The sequence below is a fragment of the Streptomyces profundus genome (assembly GCF_020740535.1).
GTDB classification, from domain to species: Bacteria; Actinomycetota; Actinomycetes; order Streptomycetales; family Streptomycetaceae; genus Streptomyces; species Streptomyces profundus.
Genome location: NZ_CP082362.1, coordinates 2,342,810 through 2,358,300, shown reverse-complemented (window position 1 = coordinate 2,358,300; position 15,491 = coordinate 2,342,810). Strand labels below are relative to the sequence as shown.

The window sequence follows — 15,491 nt, the reverse complement described above, 5'->3', positions numbered from 1 at the left end:
GCGAAGGTTGACCAGGGAGTTGTTGCGCGGGGGCGCGGTGTTCGACGCGGCCACCGGGGAGGTCCGCCGGGCGGATGTGGTGCTGGAGGGCGGCCGGATCGCGGCCGTCGGATCCGGGCTCGACGGCGACACCTCCGTGGACTGCTCGGGCGGCCTGCTGCTGCCGGGCTTCATCGACTGCCATGTGCATGTGGCGCTCGGCGCACCGCAGACGCCGCGCGGGCTGCCGCGCTCCACCCGCCCGCTCTCCATGGTGCCGGCGCTGCGCACCCTGCTCGATCTGGGCATCACCACCGTGCGCGACGCCTGGGGCGCGGACGCCGGGCTGCCCGTGGCGCTGGCCGAGGGGTGGTTCCCAGGCCCCGAGGTGCTGCTGTCGCTGCGCCAGGTGTGCACCACGGGCGGGATCGGGGACCACTGGTCGCCCAGATACGGCCCGATGGACTTCTTCGCCGATCCCTCGATGCCCGATCCGGTCTTCGACGGGCCCGACGCGGCCCGCGCGGTGGTGCGGCGGATGGTGCGGGCCGGCGCCGACTGGATCAAGGTGACCGCGTCAGGCTCCGTCGCCCAGGGCAGGGGCGTGCACGACACCCAGCTCACCGAGGCGGAGATGCGGGCCCTGGTGGACGAGGCGGAGCGGCAGGGCGGGCGGGGCGTGATGGTGCACGCGCATGGCGCGCGCGCCGCCGAACTGGCCGCGCGCGCCGGGGCGCGCAGCATCGAGCACGGCACGTTCCTGGACGACGCGGCGGTGACGGCGCTGGCCGAGGCGGGCAGCTGGCTGGTGCCGACGCTCTCCACCTCGCAGGCCGATCCCGGCGAGACGGCGGAGCCGCATCGGGCGGCCGTGCGGCGGGCCTTCGCCGCCGGCGTGCCCATCGCGATGGGCACCGACGCCCCCGTGCGCCCCTACGCTGAGGCGCTGCGCGAGATCCACTACCTCGCCGAGGCGGCCCTGGGGCCTGCGGGCGCGCTGCGCGCGGCCACCCTGGAGTCGGCCAGGCTGCTGGGCCTCGCCGACGACCGGGGCGAGATCGCCCCCGGCAAGCGCGCCGATCTGGTGCTGCTCACCGGCGCCGAGCTGGCGACCGAGCACCTCGCCGAACGGGTGCACACCGTCTGGCAGGCCGGGCGGGTGGTCCGCGCCGACGGCGGCCGGCCCACGGGCTGAGCCGGCCGGCGGGCCCGTGCCCGGCCCGCGTTGGTCGAGGTCGTGCGCGGCTGCAACCGCGCACGACGAAGGTCCCCTGTTGGTGTCGAGTGGCAACGGCCGGGGAGGCCGCGGTTCACGCCTACGGGTGCCGAGAGCACGAGCCGTGGCGTGAGCGAGAGGCGCGAAGACAGGCCAGCGCTGGGCGGCCGGGAACGGCCGCGGGCACCGAGGGCGAAAGCCGAGCCGGAGAGCGCGGTGGGTAGGCGCACATGCCGAAAACCCCCCTGTCCCGGTCGGTTCCCATGGTGTCCGCCTCCTTCCCCTCGGCCGCAGTGGGCCTGTTCCATCCCGACCCGGGCACGGGTAGGGGATCGCGACGAGTGAGCATGTGGCTCAACTGATGGTCTCAATGATGGGACGGCCTTCGGGGCGACGCAAGGAACGTGCCGGCTCCGAACCGGGATACCCGGGCCACCGCCCGCCGCCCATGGCACGGTCACTCGCCGATGACCTGCGGTGACGTTGTTCGTTCCGTTCCGCGGAGACCGGGACAGGATGAAACGGTCGGGAAGTACGGCCTTGCCGACGTCCGTTGAGCGTCCGAAGGTAAAGCGGAGGCTCCCTGTTCCGCCGGCTCTGCAAGGCCGTCAGAACGCGAGTGGGAGCCCTTCGTCGAGTGGCAACGAGCCGAGGAGGCAACAACTTTGAGCGAACACGTTCCCGAGCGCGCGTCCTGCGTACCTGGGGCCGGCGCCGCCGGCCAGATCCTTCCCGTTCCGGTCGTCGTGGTCGTGGTGGTGGTGCTGTTCCTCACCGCGGGGCTGGTCGCGTCCGGGATGGCGGTGGAGCTGGTGGTCGCGGTCGTCGCCACCGGGGGTCTGCTGGCCAGGGAACTGATCGGCGGTCTGCTCTCCGTTCTCACCAGGCACGAGGCATAGGGAGAGGGCCGGATGGGGCGCGCTGAGAGCGCCCTGGCCCAGCACCATCCCGTGACGGCGCTGGCGCAGTGGCTGGAGTCACTGCGCCAGCGGTCGGGGATGAGCTGGAGCCAGCTGGCGCTGACGGTCGAGAAGCTGACGACGGGGCGGGACGAGGGGGCGGGCTCGCCGATCTCCCGCTCCACGCTCTTCCGGGCGGCGCGGGGGGTCGGCCCGCCCCGCTGGGAGACGGTGCGCGCCTTCACCCGGGCGTGTGGCGGGGACGAGCGCGAGGCGAAGCGCAGATGGGCCGCCGCCGACCGGCACCGCGCGGCGCGGGCCGCGCCGGAGCCGGCGGTCGGGGTGCCGGGGCCGAGGTTCCTGACGGAGCCGTGGCAGCTGGTGCGCGCGATGGTCCTGACGCGGCGGGAGCATGGCAACCCCACGCTGCGCGAGTTGGAGGACCGGGCCAGGGTGCACGGGGTGAGCCTGCTGCCGCACAGCACGCTGGGCGCGGTGCTGCGCGGGCGGATGCCGGGGAAGACGCTGCTGCTCGCCTTCTTCCGGTACTGCGGCGGGGCGTCCGACAGCCAGTTGGCCGAGTGGGCGGACGCCTGGGATCGGGTGCGGGCCCTCGAAGGCGCCCGGGCCCGGCAGACGGTGCCCCTGCCGGGCCGGCCTGGGCCGCTGACGGTCAGGCCCAGGGCCGGCGTCGCGCACCGCCCCCGCCCCCGGATCGCCGCCCGCGCCGACTGAACCGGTGCCCTTGCCGGGCCGGGCGGTGTCCTTGCCGGGCCGGCTCGGACCGGCTCGGGCCGTCGGCGGCCGGGTGCCGGGTGCCGGGTGCCGGGTCGGCTGGCCTGGTCGGGGTGCGGGCTTGGGGCGCTGGTGGTCGGGGCGGGGCGTCTTGGGGTGTGGGTGGGGGTGTGGGGCTCTGGTGCGCACGCCCGCGTGCGCCCCCAGCGCCCCCCGTTGACCTGGCCTTCCGTCACCGCCCGTGGTCCGGGCCCAACTCCGCGCGCGTCGCGGGCCGTTCCGGGGCGGTTGAGCCCAGGGCATGGCCCTCCTATCGTCATCTCGCGTAGTCGGTTGATCACGCATGGGGGTTACGGATGGCGCGGCCTTCGGACTGGAGCCCCGTCGACATGGACTCCGACCCCACGCCCGGAGATCCGGACGAGGTCAGGGAGTTGGCCGACGAGCTCCAGGAGTTCGCCGACGATGTCGGCGAGGCGCTGGGCAGGATCCGGGGCCTGGCCTCGGAGCGCGCGGTGCTCGACTGGGCCGGGCTGTCCGCCGACACCTTCCGCGCCGAGTTCGAGAGCGTCCCAGGGAACCTCGGCAAGCTGGCGGAGTCCTACGCGCTCTGTAGCCAGGCGCTCCAGGACTACTGGCCGCAGCTCCAGACCGCGCAGGGGGTGGCCGACCGGGCGTTGGACCGGGCGATCGGCGCCCAGGCCGATCTGGCCGGCGCGCAGGCCGCGTTGGGGGACGCGCAGGACTGGGTGGGGCGGGCGGGCGAGGAGGCCGATCGGCTCCAGCGGGAGGGCGGCCGGGACGGCGTCGAGCCGCCGGACGAGGCCGATGTCCGCGCCGCGACACGGGACCACCAGGCCGCCGAGGCGGCGGCCGGGGTCGCCCAGGGGCAGGTCCACGACGCCCAGGAGCGGCTGTCGGCGGCGCGGCAACTGGCCGAGGAGGCCAGGGAGATGCGCGAGGAGGCCGCCCGGATCTGCGCGAGGGGCATCGACGAGGCGTCCGACGCCGGCATCCAGAACCGCAGTTGGTGGGAGAAGCTGATCGAGTGGATCGGCGACGCCTGGTCCACGCTGGTCAGCGTCTGCAAGGTGATCGTCGCCGTGCTGGGCGTGGTCGTGATGATCATCGGCGGCCCGCTGGCCTGGGTGGTGGTCGCCGCGGCCGTGGTCGTGCTCGCCGACACCCTGATCAAGTACGCCAGAGGCGAGGCGGGTCTGCTCGATGTCGCCTTCGCCGCGTTGGACTGTGTCCCCGGGCTCAAGGGTCTGACCAGCGTGGGCGCGCTCGCCGCCGGGGCGCGCGGCGCGGCCGGGGCCGGCGCCGCCAGGACGGGCGTGCGGGGCGTCGCGCAGGGCGCGCGCGGGCAGGGCCCACGGGTGCGGGAGAGCGGGGTGGAGTTCGGCAGCCGGAGCCTCTCAAGCGATCCGGTCGACCTGGCCACCGGCGTGGTGGTGATGCCGGCCACGGATGTCGAACTCCCCGGTGTGCTCCCGCTGTTGATCGAGCGCTACCACCTGTCGAGCTACCGCGCCGGACGCTGGTTCGGGCGGTCCTGGGCGTCCACGCTCGACCAGCGGCTGACGCTGGACGAGCATGGCGTCCGCTTCTTCTCGGCCGACGGCATGACCTTGGAGTACCCCGTCCCGCTGGCCGATCCGGACGCGGTGGTCCTGCCCGTCGAGGGCCCCCGCTGGGGCCTGGCGTGGAACGGCGAGGCCGGCGCCCCGTTGACGTTGAGCCAGCCGGAGCGCGGGCGCACGTTGCACTTCGCCCCGCTCGCCGGACGGCCGGACGGCATGCTGCCGCTCGCCGCCGTCACCGATCGGAACGGCAACCGCTTCGACATCCGTCACGACGTGACGGGCGCGCCCAGTGAACTTGTGCACTCCGGCGGCTATCGCGTCGGCATCACCACCGCGCACGGCCGGATCGTCGCGCTGACGCTGCTCAGCGACCCGGAGCGCCCGGTGCTGCGCGCCTTCGGCTACGACCTGGCGGGGAATCTGGCGGAGGTCCGCGACTCCGCCGGGCGGCCCCTGCGCTTCGACTACGACGCGCGGGGCCGCCTGGCGCGCTGGGAGGACCGCAACGGCACCTGGTACCGCTACGACTACGACGCCGAGGGTCGCTGCGTCTTCGCCACCGGCACCGACCGCGCTCTGGAGTGGAGCTACTCCTACCAGACCCAGGCGCCGCGCACGACGGTGGTCAGGGACTCGCTGGGCCACGCCACGGTGTACACGTTCAACGACTGCCTCCAACTCGTCGCCGAGACCGACCCGTTGGGCCATGTCACGGCCCGTGCCTGGGATCGCTACGACCGGCTGCTGACGGTCACCGACCCGCTGGGCCACACCACCAGGCACAGCTATGACGAGGCCGGTCGGCTCATCGGGACCGTCAGGCCCGACGGGGCGGGTCCGCGGGCCGAGCTGAACGAGCTGGGCCTGCCGGAGACGATCGTGGCGGCCGACGGCTCCCGGTGGCGGCAGGCGTACGACGCGGCGGGCAACCGCACCGCGCTGCTCGATCCGCTCGGCAACCGCACCAGGTTCGGCTACGACCGGCGGGGCGCGCTGGCCTCCGTCACCGATCCGGCGGGTCACACCACCCGCGTGGAAACGGACCTGGCGGGGCTGCCCGTCGCCGTCGTCGGCCCGCTCGGCGAGGTCACCCGCTTCCACCGCGACGCGTTCGGGCGGCCCGTCAGGATCGTCGATCCACTCGGCGGCGAGACCAGGATCGGCTGGACCGTCGACGGCCGGCCGAGCAGCCGCACCGATCCGCTGGGCCACCGGGAGACCTGGGAGTGGGACGCCGAGGAGAACCTGCTCCGCCACAGCTCCGCCTCGGGCGAAGGCATTTGTTACACCTACGGCCCGTTCGATCTGCCGACCTCCCAGACCGGTCCCGATGGCGTCCGCTACACGTTCACCCGTGACACCGAGCTGAACCTCACCGAGGTCACCGACCCCGAGGGCCGCTCCTGGCGGTACGCCTATGACGCGGCGGGCCGGCTGTGCTCCGAGACGGACTACGACGACCGCACCACCCGTTACACCCATGACGCGGCGGGCCGCGTCGCGACCCGCGTCAACGCCGCTGGCCAGACGGTCAGCTACCGGCACGACGTGCTGGGCGAGCTGACCGGCTGGACGGACGGAGCGGGCCGCACCACCGACTACACGTTGGACCCGCTCGGCCGGGTCGTCCACGCCACCTCGCCCGGCGTCGAACTGACCCGCACCTTCGACCCGTTGGGCGGTCTGCTCACCGAGACGGTCAACGGCCGCACCCTCACCCTCGGCTATGACGCGCTGGGGCGCCTCGACTCCCGCACCACTCCCAGCGGGCATCTCAGCAGCTGGTCCTACGACCCGCTCGGCCAGCCGAGCCGGCTGGTCACCGGCGGGCGCACCGTCGCGTTCGCCCACGACGCGCTGGGCCGGGAGACGGGGCGCCGGATCGACGGCTCGTTGCGCCTCTCGTACAGCTGGGACGCGAGCGACCGGCTCATCGGTCAGACCGTCACCTGCGGTCCCGAGCACGCCCGGAGGACGCCGCACCGGCGGAGCTACGGCTATCGCCCCGACGGCCATCTCACCTCCCGCACCGACCCGACGGGCACCACCCGCCTCACCCTCGACCCCCTCGGCCGGGTCACCGCCGTCCAGGCCCCCGGCTGGGCGGAGAGCTACGCCTATGACGCCACCGGCAACCAGACCGCCGCGCACTGGGACATCCCGGGCCCGCCGTCGGACGCCGCCGGCGAACGGGCCTACACCGGCACCCGCCTCACCCGCGCCGGCGCGTTCCGCTACGAGCACGACGCCGCGGGGCGCGTCGTCCTCCGCCAGCGCGAACACCCCTCGCGCGGGCCCGACACCTGGCACTACACCTGGGACGCCGAGGACCGGCTGACGTCCGTCACCTCGGCGGACGGCACGGTGTGGCGCTACCGCTACGACCCGTTCGGCCGGCGGGTGGCCAAGGAACGGCTGGCCGCCGACGGCGTCACGGTGGCCGAACGGACCGACTTCACCTGGTGCCTGCTCTCCCTGGTGGAACAGTCCACCCGGGCCACGGCCGAAGACGCGCCGCCCCCCGAGACGCTCACCTGGGACTACCGGGGCCCGCACCCCGTCGCCCAGACCGAACGCGCGGGCGCCGACCTCGACCGGACGGAGGTGGACGAGCGGTTCTACGCGATCGTCACCGACCTCGTCGGCACCCCGACGCATCTCGTCAGCGACACGGGCGATATCGCCTGGGAGGGCAGGGCCGCCCTCTGGGGCGCGACGACCGCCACGCCGGAGAGCGTCACCAGCACGCCGCTGCGCTTCCCCGGGCAGTACGCGGACGAGGAGTCCGGCTGGCACTACAACCACTTCCGGCACTACGACCCGGCGACCGCCCGCTACGCCACCCAGGACCCCCTCGGCCTGGCCCCGGCGCCCAACCCGTACAGCTATCCGCACAACCCGCACACCTGGACCGACCCGCTGGGCCTCGCCCCCTACACCTTCACCACGGACCGGCTGGGCGAGCTGAGCACGCCCGGCCACTACAACTATCTGCTGCGGGACCAGAACAACAACGTCTACTACTCGGGCATGTTCGGCGGCACCTCGACCGCGGCGTCGACGCAGGTGCGACACGGGTTGAACTACGACCGGTTCATCCCGGCCAACGGCGACCGGATGGAGCTTCTGCCGGGCAGCCGTACCTATGGCGAGGCCCGGCTGCTGGAACAGGAGTACGCCGTCACCTACGGCACCTATATCGGGTCCATGGGCGCCAGCCAACGTGGCAACCGGCAGTGGCCGCTGGCCGCGGACAAGCGCCCCGAGTACGACGCCTACCAGCAGCATCTGCAACAGCGGAACCAGGGCGCCGGCCAGCCGCAACCGGGTCAACAGCCGGTCCCGCCGCCGCAGCCGCCGCAGCAACCGCAACAACAGGGCCCGAGCCGGCCGCAGACCCGGAGCCAGACCCAGGCGCAGGCCCAGAGCACCCAGGGATCGTCGACCTGAGCGCCCCCCCCGCCCAGCGGAGTCGACACGGCGGCCGGCCGGCCCGTCGCTCGTGTCGAGCGGCTCGGCGAGGAGCTCGGGGAACGGCCCACGCTCGGTGAGCTCCTCGACGGGCTCGGCCGACCGGTGCCGACGGGCGGTGCCGCGCCGGCCGAAGCGGTCGCGCTTCCACGGCGCTTCGGCGCGGAGCCGCGGGCGGAGCCGGCGAGGGAGCCTCGGGGCACCGCCGTCGAACGGACGGCGACGCGCTCGACCGCCCCCGCCCAGCGGAGTCGACAGGGCGGCCGGCTCAGGGGTGCAGGACGATCTTCCCCACATGGCCCCTGCGGGCGAGTTCCCGCTGCGCCGCCGCGGCCTCGCGCAGGGGGAACGTCGCGGCGACCAGGGGCTGGATATCGGCCCGGCGCGCCAGCTCCATCAGCAGTCCGAAGTGCGTGGGCGTGTGCATCGCCGAGCCGATCACCCGCGCGTTGTGCAGATACAGGCGGCGCACGTCGAAGGCCACGTCATAGCCGCCGAGCGCGCCGGCGACCACCCATCGGCCGCCCTCGCGCAGCAGCGGCAGCCCCTCGCCCACCAGATCGCCCGCGACGACGTCGAGGGCGACATCGATGCCTTCGGGGGCGGCGGCGCCGACCTGTTCGACGATGTCCCGTGCGCGGTCGACGACCTCGTGCGCGCCGGCCTCGCGCACCGCGTCGATCTTGGATCCGCTGCTGATGGCGATCACCCGCGCACCGCGTGCCCTGGCGATCTGCACCAGCGCGACGCCGACCCCGCCCGATGCTCCCGAGACCAGGGCGGTCTCGCCCCGCCGCAGCTGTCCCCGCTCGATCATGCCAAGGGCCGTGCCATAGGCGACTGGAAGTGTCGCGAGCTGATCGTCCGTGAGCGGGGAATCCGTCATATCGTGAACCCGCTCCGCCGGTGCGGTCACGAACTCGGCGTAGCCGCCGTCGCGTTCGCTGCCCATCAGGCCCACCGGGTTCGCGTCGGGGCCCTCGCCGTCGTAGATCGCCGGGTCGACGACCACCCGCCGGTCGACGAGGCCCTCGTCCACGCCGGTGCCCACGGCCACGATCCGGCCGGCCACATCGGCGCCCTGGACGCGCGGGAAGTCGATCGGGCCTCGCCAGCCGGACAGTGCCCCTGGGTCTCCCGGGCGGCCGTAGGCGCCCTCCCTGGTCCACAGGTCGGTGTTGTTCAGCGCCACCGCGTGGACCCTGACCAGCACCTCGCCCGCCGCCGGGGTCGGCACGGCCACCTCGGCCAGTTCGAGGACCTCGGGCCCGCCGTGCTCGGCGATCCGCACCGCGCGCATGGTCTCGGGCACAGTCATCGCTGGAACCTCCTCAAAACTATACCGATCTGTATACCCCCGCCACGCTACGCGGATCGGTGCGGGGCCGCGTACGCGGGGGTTCTCAGGGCCGGCCGCGCCGCACCTCCGCGTCGATCCAGTCCACGACCGAGCGGTGGCGGGGCGTCCAGCCCAGGGCCTGCTCGGCCGTGGAGCGCACCCTGCTGTTGGAGCCCAGGGCGTAGACCGCGGGCTCGTAGCCCCAGGCGGCGATGGCCGCCTCGATGGGCCAGCCCTCGGGGCCCGCCAGGTCGAGCGCCCGGGCGAGCGCGGTGGTCACCTCAAGGAAGGCGGCCTCGCCCGACTCCACGAAGTGGAACGTTCCGGCCGGCGCGCTCTCCAGGGCCAGTAGGTAGAGGTCGGCGACGTCGGCGATATGGACGTTGGACCAGATGTTGCGCCCCCGGCCGACATGGCGGACCACCCCGCTCTTCTCGGCCTGCCGCACCAGCGCCGGGATCTGCACGCTGTCCCTGGCCAGCCCGAGTCCATGGCCGTAGATCAGGGTGTTGCAGAGCACCACCCCGCGCACCCCGGCCGAGGCGGAGTCGAGCACCAGCCGGTCGATGGCCACCCGGGGCGCCTTGTCGGGCTCGGGGCGCCAGGACGACCCCGGCGCCACGATGTCCTCTCCGTGGACGGCCGTGGTGGCGCTCTCCCCCCGGACGTCGTCGCCCACCACGCTGGAGCCGCTGGTGTGCAGCAGCGGTTTGTCGGTGCCGGCCAGCGCCGCGATCAGCGTCTCGACGGCGCCCCTGTGGTCGCTGTCCGCCGCGTTGACCACCGCGTCCGCCGCCGTGGCCAGGCCGGTCAGCGCCTCGGCGTCGTCGAGGCCGCCCACCACGGGCTCCACGCCCAGGGCCGCCAGCCGTTCGGCCTTGGCCGGATCGCGGGTCAGCCCGGAGACCCGGTGTCCCGCGTCGTGCAGTCGGACGGCGATCGATCCGCCGATGAACCCGGTGGCGCCGGTCACGAGAACCCGCATGGGTCTGCCTCCCTGTCGTCTGGAGCATGTCCCCCGCCGCCAACGGCGCACGTCGGCACCCGGCGAAGGACCAGACCGCCCAAGGTAGTTGCATGCGCCTGTAAACGCCAAGCGCCGCTTATCGCGTTTCGCGGAGATCGGGGCCGCCTTCCGGGGCCCCGCGCGGCGGCGGTCAGGCCGCCAGGCCGGTGCGCACCGCCACCCGGGCGCGGGCCGTGGCGTAGAGCGTGATCGCCGCCGTGACCAGCAGCGCCGTCAGCGCGAAGAGGACCAGACCCGCCCAGGCGGCGCGGTGGTAGACCACCGCGCCCGCCGTGCCGCCGACGCTCGCGCCCAGGTAGTAGGCCACCTGGTAGAGCGCCGAGGCGTGCGCCTTGCCATGGGTGGCCACCCGGCTCACCGAGCCCGAGGCGATCGCGTGGCCGAAGAAGAAGCCGCCGGTGATCAGCACCAACCCCAGTAGCACGGAGGCCAGTTGGGCGGTCAGCGTCAACAGCAGCCCGGCCACGGTGGTGCCGATCGCCGCGTAGAGCGCGCCGCGCCGCCCCAGCCGGTCCAGCATCGGCCCGGAGACCGCCGAGGAACCCGTGCCCACCAGATAGATCACGAAGATCGACCCGGCGAGACCGGCCGAGAGGTTGAACGGCGCCTCCACCAGCCGGAACCCGATCACCGTGTACACCGCGCTGAACGCCGCCATCAGCAGCGCGCCGATCGCGTAGAGCCGCAGCAGCAGCGGCCTGGCCAGATGGTCGCCGACCGTGCGCAGCACCAGCCGCGGGCGCAGCGACACCGGGGTGAAGAACCGCGACGCGGGCAGCAGCAGCCGGAACAGCAGCGCGGCGACCAGCGCCAGCGCCGCCACCGCGCCCAGCGCGGCCCGCCAGCCGGCGCCCTCGGCCACCCAGCCGGTGAGCACCCGGCCCGACATGCCGCCCACGCTGTTCCCCGCGATGAAGAGGCCGACCGCGCCGACCGTCGCCCGCGCGTCCAACTCCTCGGAGAGATACGCGACGGCCGAGGCGGGAATGCCGGCCAGCGCCGCGCCCTGGAGGGCGCGCAGCGCGATCAGCGAGGACAGGTCCGGCGCCAACGGCAGCAGCAGCGCCAGGCCGACGGCGGTGGCGACCGAGACGGTCATCAGCCGCGTGCGGCCGAAACGTTCGGAAAGCGTGCTCAGCGGAAGCACGGCGACGGCGAGGCCGATGGTGGTGGCCGAGACCGTCCAGCTGGCCTGGTCGGGCGAGACGGCGAAGTCCGCGGCGATGTCGGGAAGCAGCGCCTGGGTGGAGAACAGCATCGCGAAGGTCGCCATGCCGATGGCGAAGAGCGCCAGGTTGATCCGCTTGCGGAAGGGGTGACGAAACGGCGGGGCAGGGGCTCCCACGGTGGCGGGAGCCCTGGTATCGACGGAGGGCATGCCACGAACGTACGGCGGCCGTTTTATTACGTCCAATGCGCCAAGGTGCCAGTATTGATGCGTATACGCATCAAGCCACTCCAGGGGGCACCTTGTCATCGTTCGGCAACGGAGAAGACATCTCAGAAACAGGCGCCGCGCCCTCGCCCGACATCGAGCGGGAGTCCTGGGCGGCGCTGCTCACGCCCCGGCTGGCCCAGTTCGCCGGTGTCGCGCGCCACGAGCACATCACCCAGGCGGCCCGTGAACTCGGCATTCCCCAGCCGACGTTGAGCCGGGCGATCGCCCGCCTTGAGGACGACCTCGGCGTCCAGCTGCTGGCCCGTCACGGCCGCACCATCTCCCTCACCCCGCTGGGTCGCGCCTTCGCCCGTTCCGTGGAACGCGCGCTCGCCGAGGTGAGCCGGGCCGCCGAGGAGGTCCGCTCCGACGCCGACCCGGCCGGCGGCAAGGTCGCCTTCGGCTTTCTGCACACCATGGGCCCCGAGACCATGCCCGCGCTGATCCGCGCCTTCCGCCAGGACCATCCCCGGGTGCGGTTCGCGCTGGTGCAGAGCTATGGCGAGGACATGATCGAGCGGATGCGGGCCGGCGAGCTCGACCTCTGCCTCACCTCGCCCGTGCCCGACGCGCCCGACCTGGTGACCCGCCGCCTCGACGAGCAGCGGCTCTATCTCGTCGTGCCGGCCGACCACCGCCTCGCCGGCCGCCGCAGGGTGCGGCTGGCCGAGACGGCCGAGGAGTCCTTCGTCACCCTGGAGCCCGGCTACGGGCTGCGTCGACTCACCGACGCGCTCTGCGAACAGGCCGGCTTCCGGCCGCGCATCGCCTTCGAGGGCGAGGAGCCGGAGACGCTGCGCGGTCTGGTCGCCGCCGGGCTCGGTGTCGCGCTGCTGCCCCCCGCGACCCTGCCCCGGCCGGGCGTCCACGACCTGACCGTCACCGCGCCGCGCGCCATCAGGGAGATCGGCGTGGCCTGGATGGCCGGCCGCCCGGAGACGGCCCCCGTCACCGCTTTCCGCCGGTTTCTGCTCGGCCGCCGAGGTCAGCTCACCCCGGGGTGAGTCCGTCGGGACAGCCCATCCGCGCCACCCGTCCCGATAGCACCCCTTTGGTGTGATATTCGTTTCATGGATATTCATCATATTCAGTATTTGTTTTCCTGAACACGGACACACACGTACGTTCGTTCCTCACCGGTCGCACCGTTCCCCCGAAGCGACCGTGGCCCATGTGTCCCCGTGTCCTCGTGACGCCCGTGAGTGTGCCGTCACCGCCCAGGTGGTGGCGGTCCTGGAGGCCAGCGTGTCCGAATCCCCGTCCCCGCCGTCGGTCGTCGCCCACCCCCCGTCCGCAGCCGACGCCGCCGGCGGTGGGAGAGCCCTTCAGGGGCAGCTCCGCTCGCTGCGCGCGGCCGTCGCCGGCAACGTCCTTGAGTGGTTCGACTGGACGCTCTACTCGATCTTCTCCACCTATATCGCCGCGCACTTCTTCGACAAGTCCGACCCCTCGTCCGCGCTGCTCTCCACGCTCGCCGTCTTCGCCGTCGGGTTCCTCGCCCGGCCGCTGGGCGGCCTCGTCTTCGGCCGCCTGGCCGACCGCAGGGGCCGCAAGGTCGTCCTCGTCGTGACCATCACGATCATGTCGGTCTCCAGCCTGGTCATCGCCCTGGTCCCCGGCTACGAGCAGATAGGCGTCTGGTCGTCCGTGGTGCTGCTGCTCGCGCGGCTCGCCCAGGGCCTCGCCCACGGCGGCGAGTCCGGCGTCTCCTACACCTATGTCTCGGAGATCGCACCGCCGAAGCGCCGCGGACTCTGGTCCAGCTCGGTGTTCTTCGCCGTCACCCTCGGCGTGATGCTGGCCACCGCGCTCGGCTGGTTCTGTACCACCTTCTTCGGCGACGACGGCACCCAGGAGTACGGCTGGCGCGGCGCGTTCATCTTCGGCGCCCTGCTCGGCCTGCTGGTCCTCTGGCTGCGCCGCACCGCCGAGGAGACCAGCCACTTCAACGAGAACGACAGCGCCGCCGCCGTCCCCTCGGCCGCCAAGCCCAGGCTGCCCAAGAGCCAGGCCGTCAAGATCGGCCTGCTGGTGATCCTGCTGGCCTGCGGCCACAACTGCGCCTACTACGTCTGGGCCACCTTCGCCTCCTCGTTCGCCATCTCCCAGCGCGACATGGACCCGCAGAGCGCGTTCACCGCAAGCCTCCTCGCGCAGGCCGTCGCCCTGGGCATGCTGGTGCTCTGGGGCAACCTCTCGGACCGCGTCGGACGCCGGCCGATGATCATCGCGATGGGGATCGCCGCCATCGGCCTCTACTACCCGCTCTCCCTGCTGATCAGCGACGCCCCCTGGACGCTCTTCGTCGCCCAGGCCGTGGGCATGTCCGTGTGGGCGATGGGCGCCGCCATGTACCCCGCGTTCATCTCCGAGCTGTTCCCCACCCACACCCGCGCCGCCGGCGTCGCCGTCGCCACCTCCGTCTCCGTCGCCCTCTTCGGCGGAACGGCGCCCTACCTGATGACCTGGTTCGACGACAACGGCGTCGCCTGGGTGTTCTGGATCTGGGTCGGACTGCTCTCCTCGATGGCCATCGTCGGCGGCATGATCGTCCGCGAGACCAAGGGCATCGACCTCGGCGCCGTCACCTCCCCGTTCCGCGACCGGACCGACCGGGCGCGCGCCGCGCGCACCACGGGCAGCGCGCCGGCCCCCGCCCCGAGCGGCGACGACCGGGAGGTGACCACGAGGTGAGCTGGACCCCCGACTACCCCAGGACCGTCCCCGAACGCCGCCCCGAGGGCCACCGACCCCGCGCCCCGCGCTGGACGCTCGGCTTCGACGCCCCCACCTCGCTCCTCACCAGCGACTACCTCGCCATCCAGACCGACGACGAACACGACCCCGCCGTCGAACGGTTCCTCGCCGCCGTCCGCGCCACCCACCGCGGCGGCGGGGCGGCGGACGCCCCCGAGGCATGGGAGCTGCTCGGCTTCACCGACGAGGCCGGTGCCCACAACCTGGTGCACCTCGCCTACTGGAAGGACTCGACCGCCCACGCCCGCTGGCTGGCCACCGCCCCGCTCCCCGGCTGGTACCACGGGCTCGAAGCGGCGACGATCGACCACGGCGCCTGGCACGAGACCGTCCAGGTGCCCCCGGACCGCGCCGAGACCATCTACTCCGACCCGCGCCGCGACTTCGGCATGGCGGCCTGCGCCGGCACCCGGATGGTGTCGATGACCCACAACGGCTACTTCGGCGCCGCCCGCGACCGGATGCCCGTCTCCGCCATCGACCCCCTGGAACCGGCCGGGCCGCACCGCCGCCGCACCCCGCCCCCCGACTCCGGGGGACGCAGACTGCGCGCCGAATGCGGCCACAACACCGCCGTCATCCGCTCCGGCCAGTACTGGCAGCGCGCCGAGGGCGAGCAACTCGCCGACTACGAACAGGAACTCCGACCCAAGCTGATGGCCGGCATGGACCACCTGCGCCAGGCCGCCGACACCGAGGGCACCCTGGCGCTGCGCGTCATGACCAGCCTGGACCGCACCACCCTGGAACCGCTGCGCGAGACCTCCGTGCTCGGCCACTTCCACAGCCTCGCCGCCCTGGAGGGCTGGGCCGCGGAACACGCCACCCACGCCGCGATCTACGAGCACGCCATCGCCAGGAACCGGCAGTACGGCGAGGCCCGCACCGTCGTCACCTGGCACGAGGTGTTCGTGCTGCCCCGCACCGCCGCCTTCGAGTACGTCAACTGCCATCCGGCGACGGGCATCCTGTCCCACGCCCCGACCCTGCTGGCCGTGACCTAGCTCCAGGGGAGACCCCCACGGCCCGCGCCGTGGGGGTCTC

Annotated in this window: 10 protein-coding genes; 7 read left to right on the top strand and 3 right to left on the bottom strand. The window is 73.3% G+C overall.

Annotated elements, in window-relative coordinates:
* The first annotated feature begins 7 nt into the window (after positions 1-7).
* From K4G22_RS10190 to K4G22_RS10175, 4 genes are all read left to right on the top strand, one after another.
* Positions 8-1,174 (top strand): amidohydrolase family protein, encoded by a 1,167-nt coding sequence (locus K4G22_RS10190; protein WP_228079565.1) that lies wholly within the window; start codon positions 8-10, stop codon positions 1,172-1,174.
* A gap of 686 nt (positions 1,175-1,860) precedes the next feature.
* A complete protein-coding gene (locus K4G22_RS10185) occupies positions 1,861-2,094 on the top strand; it encodes a hypothetical protein (protein WP_228079564.1) in 234 nt (77 codons plus the stop codon).
* Between the two features lie 12 nt (positions 2,095-2,106).
* Entirely contained in the window at positions 2,107-2,829 is a 723-nt protein-coding gene (locus K4G22_RS10180; RefSeq protein ID WP_228079563.1) for a hypothetical protein, read from the top strand.
* A 356-nt stretch (positions 2,830-3,185) separates the two neighbouring features.
* Entirely contained in the window at positions 3,186-7,865 is a 4,680-nt protein-coding gene (locus K4G22_RS10175) for a DUF6531 domain-containing protein (RefSeq protein WP_228079562.1), read from the top strand.
* Positions 7,866-8,154: 289 nt separating this feature from the next.
* On the opposite strand, the gene K4G22_RS10170 is transcribed toward K4G22_RS10175, so the two are convergent.
* The 3 genes from K4G22_RS10170 to K4G22_RS10160 all read right to left on the bottom strand — a co-directional run bounded on the left by K4G22_RS10170 (position 8,155) and on the right by K4G22_RS10160 (position 11,630).
* Positions 8,155-9,204: a zinc-binding dehydrogenase gene (locus K4G22_RS10170; RefSeq protein ID WP_228079561.1), complete on the bottom strand. Its 1,050-nt coding sequence runs from the start codon at positions 9,202-9,204 to the stop codon at positions 8,155-8,157.
* Positions 9,205-9,289: 85 nt separating this feature from the next.
* Entirely contained in the window at positions 9,290-10,210 is a 921-nt protein-coding gene (locus K4G22_RS10165; protein WP_228079560.1) for an NAD-dependent epimerase/dehydratase family protein, read from the bottom strand.
* Between the two features lie 172 nt (positions 10,211-10,382).
* The gene (locus K4G22_RS10160) at positions 10,383-11,630 is read right to left on the bottom strand and encodes an MFS transporter (protein WP_228079559.1); all 1,248 of its coding nucleotides are present in this window, start codon (positions 11,628-11,630) and stop codon (positions 10,383-10,385) included.
* A gap of 35 nt (positions 11,631-11,665) precedes the next feature.
* Between K4G22_RS10160 and K4G22_RS10155 the strand changes: the two genes are divergently transcribed.
* The 3 genes from K4G22_RS10155 to K4G22_RS10145 all read left to right on the top strand — a co-directional run bounded on the left by K4G22_RS10155 (position 11,666) and on the right by K4G22_RS10145 (position 15,451).
* Positions 11,666-12,694 carry a LysR family transcriptional regulator gene (locus K4G22_RS10155; protein WP_425336643.1) on the top strand — a complete coding sequence of 343 codons (1,029 nt, stop codon included), beginning with the start codon at positions 11,666-11,668 and terminating at the stop codon, positions 12,692-12,694.
* 241 nt (positions 12,695-12,935) lie between these two features.
* Positions 12,936-14,384 (top strand): MFS transporter, encoded by a 1,449-nt coding sequence (locus K4G22_RS10150; RefSeq protein ID WP_228079557.1) that lies wholly within the window; start codon positions 12,936-12,938, stop codon positions 14,382-14,384.
* Positions 14,381-15,451 (top strand): phenylacetaldoxime dehydratase family protein, encoded by a 1,071-nt coding sequence (locus K4G22_RS10145; protein WP_228079556.1) that lies wholly within the window; start codon positions 14,381-14,383, stop codon positions 15,449-15,451. Before K4G22_RS10150 ends, K4G22_RS10145 begins: the two co-directional genes overlap by 4 nt.
* The last annotated feature ends 40 nt before the right edge of the window (positions 15,452-15,491 follow it).

Coding starts and splice junctions, on each gene's coding strand:
- K4G22_RS10170 (WP_228079561.1), bottom strand. CDS start 9,204: ATGACTGTGCCCGAGACCATGCGCGCGGTGCGGATCGCCGAGCACGGC.
- K4G22_RS10155 (WP_425336643.1), top strand. CDS start 11,666: ATGCGCCAAGGTGCCAGTATTGATGCGTATACGCATCAAGCCACTCCA.
- K4G22_RS10175 (WP_228079562.1), top strand. CDS start 3,186: ATGGCGCGGCCTTCGGACTGGAGCCCCGTCGACATGGACTCCGACCCC.
- K4G22_RS10165 (WP_228079560.1), bottom strand. CDS start 10,210: ATGCGGGTTCTCGTGACCGGCGCCACCGGGTTCATCGGCGGATCGATC.
- K4G22_RS10160 (WP_228079559.1), bottom strand. CDS start 11,630: ATGCCCTCCGTCGATACCAGGGCTCCCGCCACCGTGGGAGCCCCTGCC.
- K4G22_RS10180 (WP_228079563.1), top strand. CDS start 2,107: ATGGGGCGCGCTGAGAGCGCCCTGGCCCAGCACCATCCCGTGACGGCG.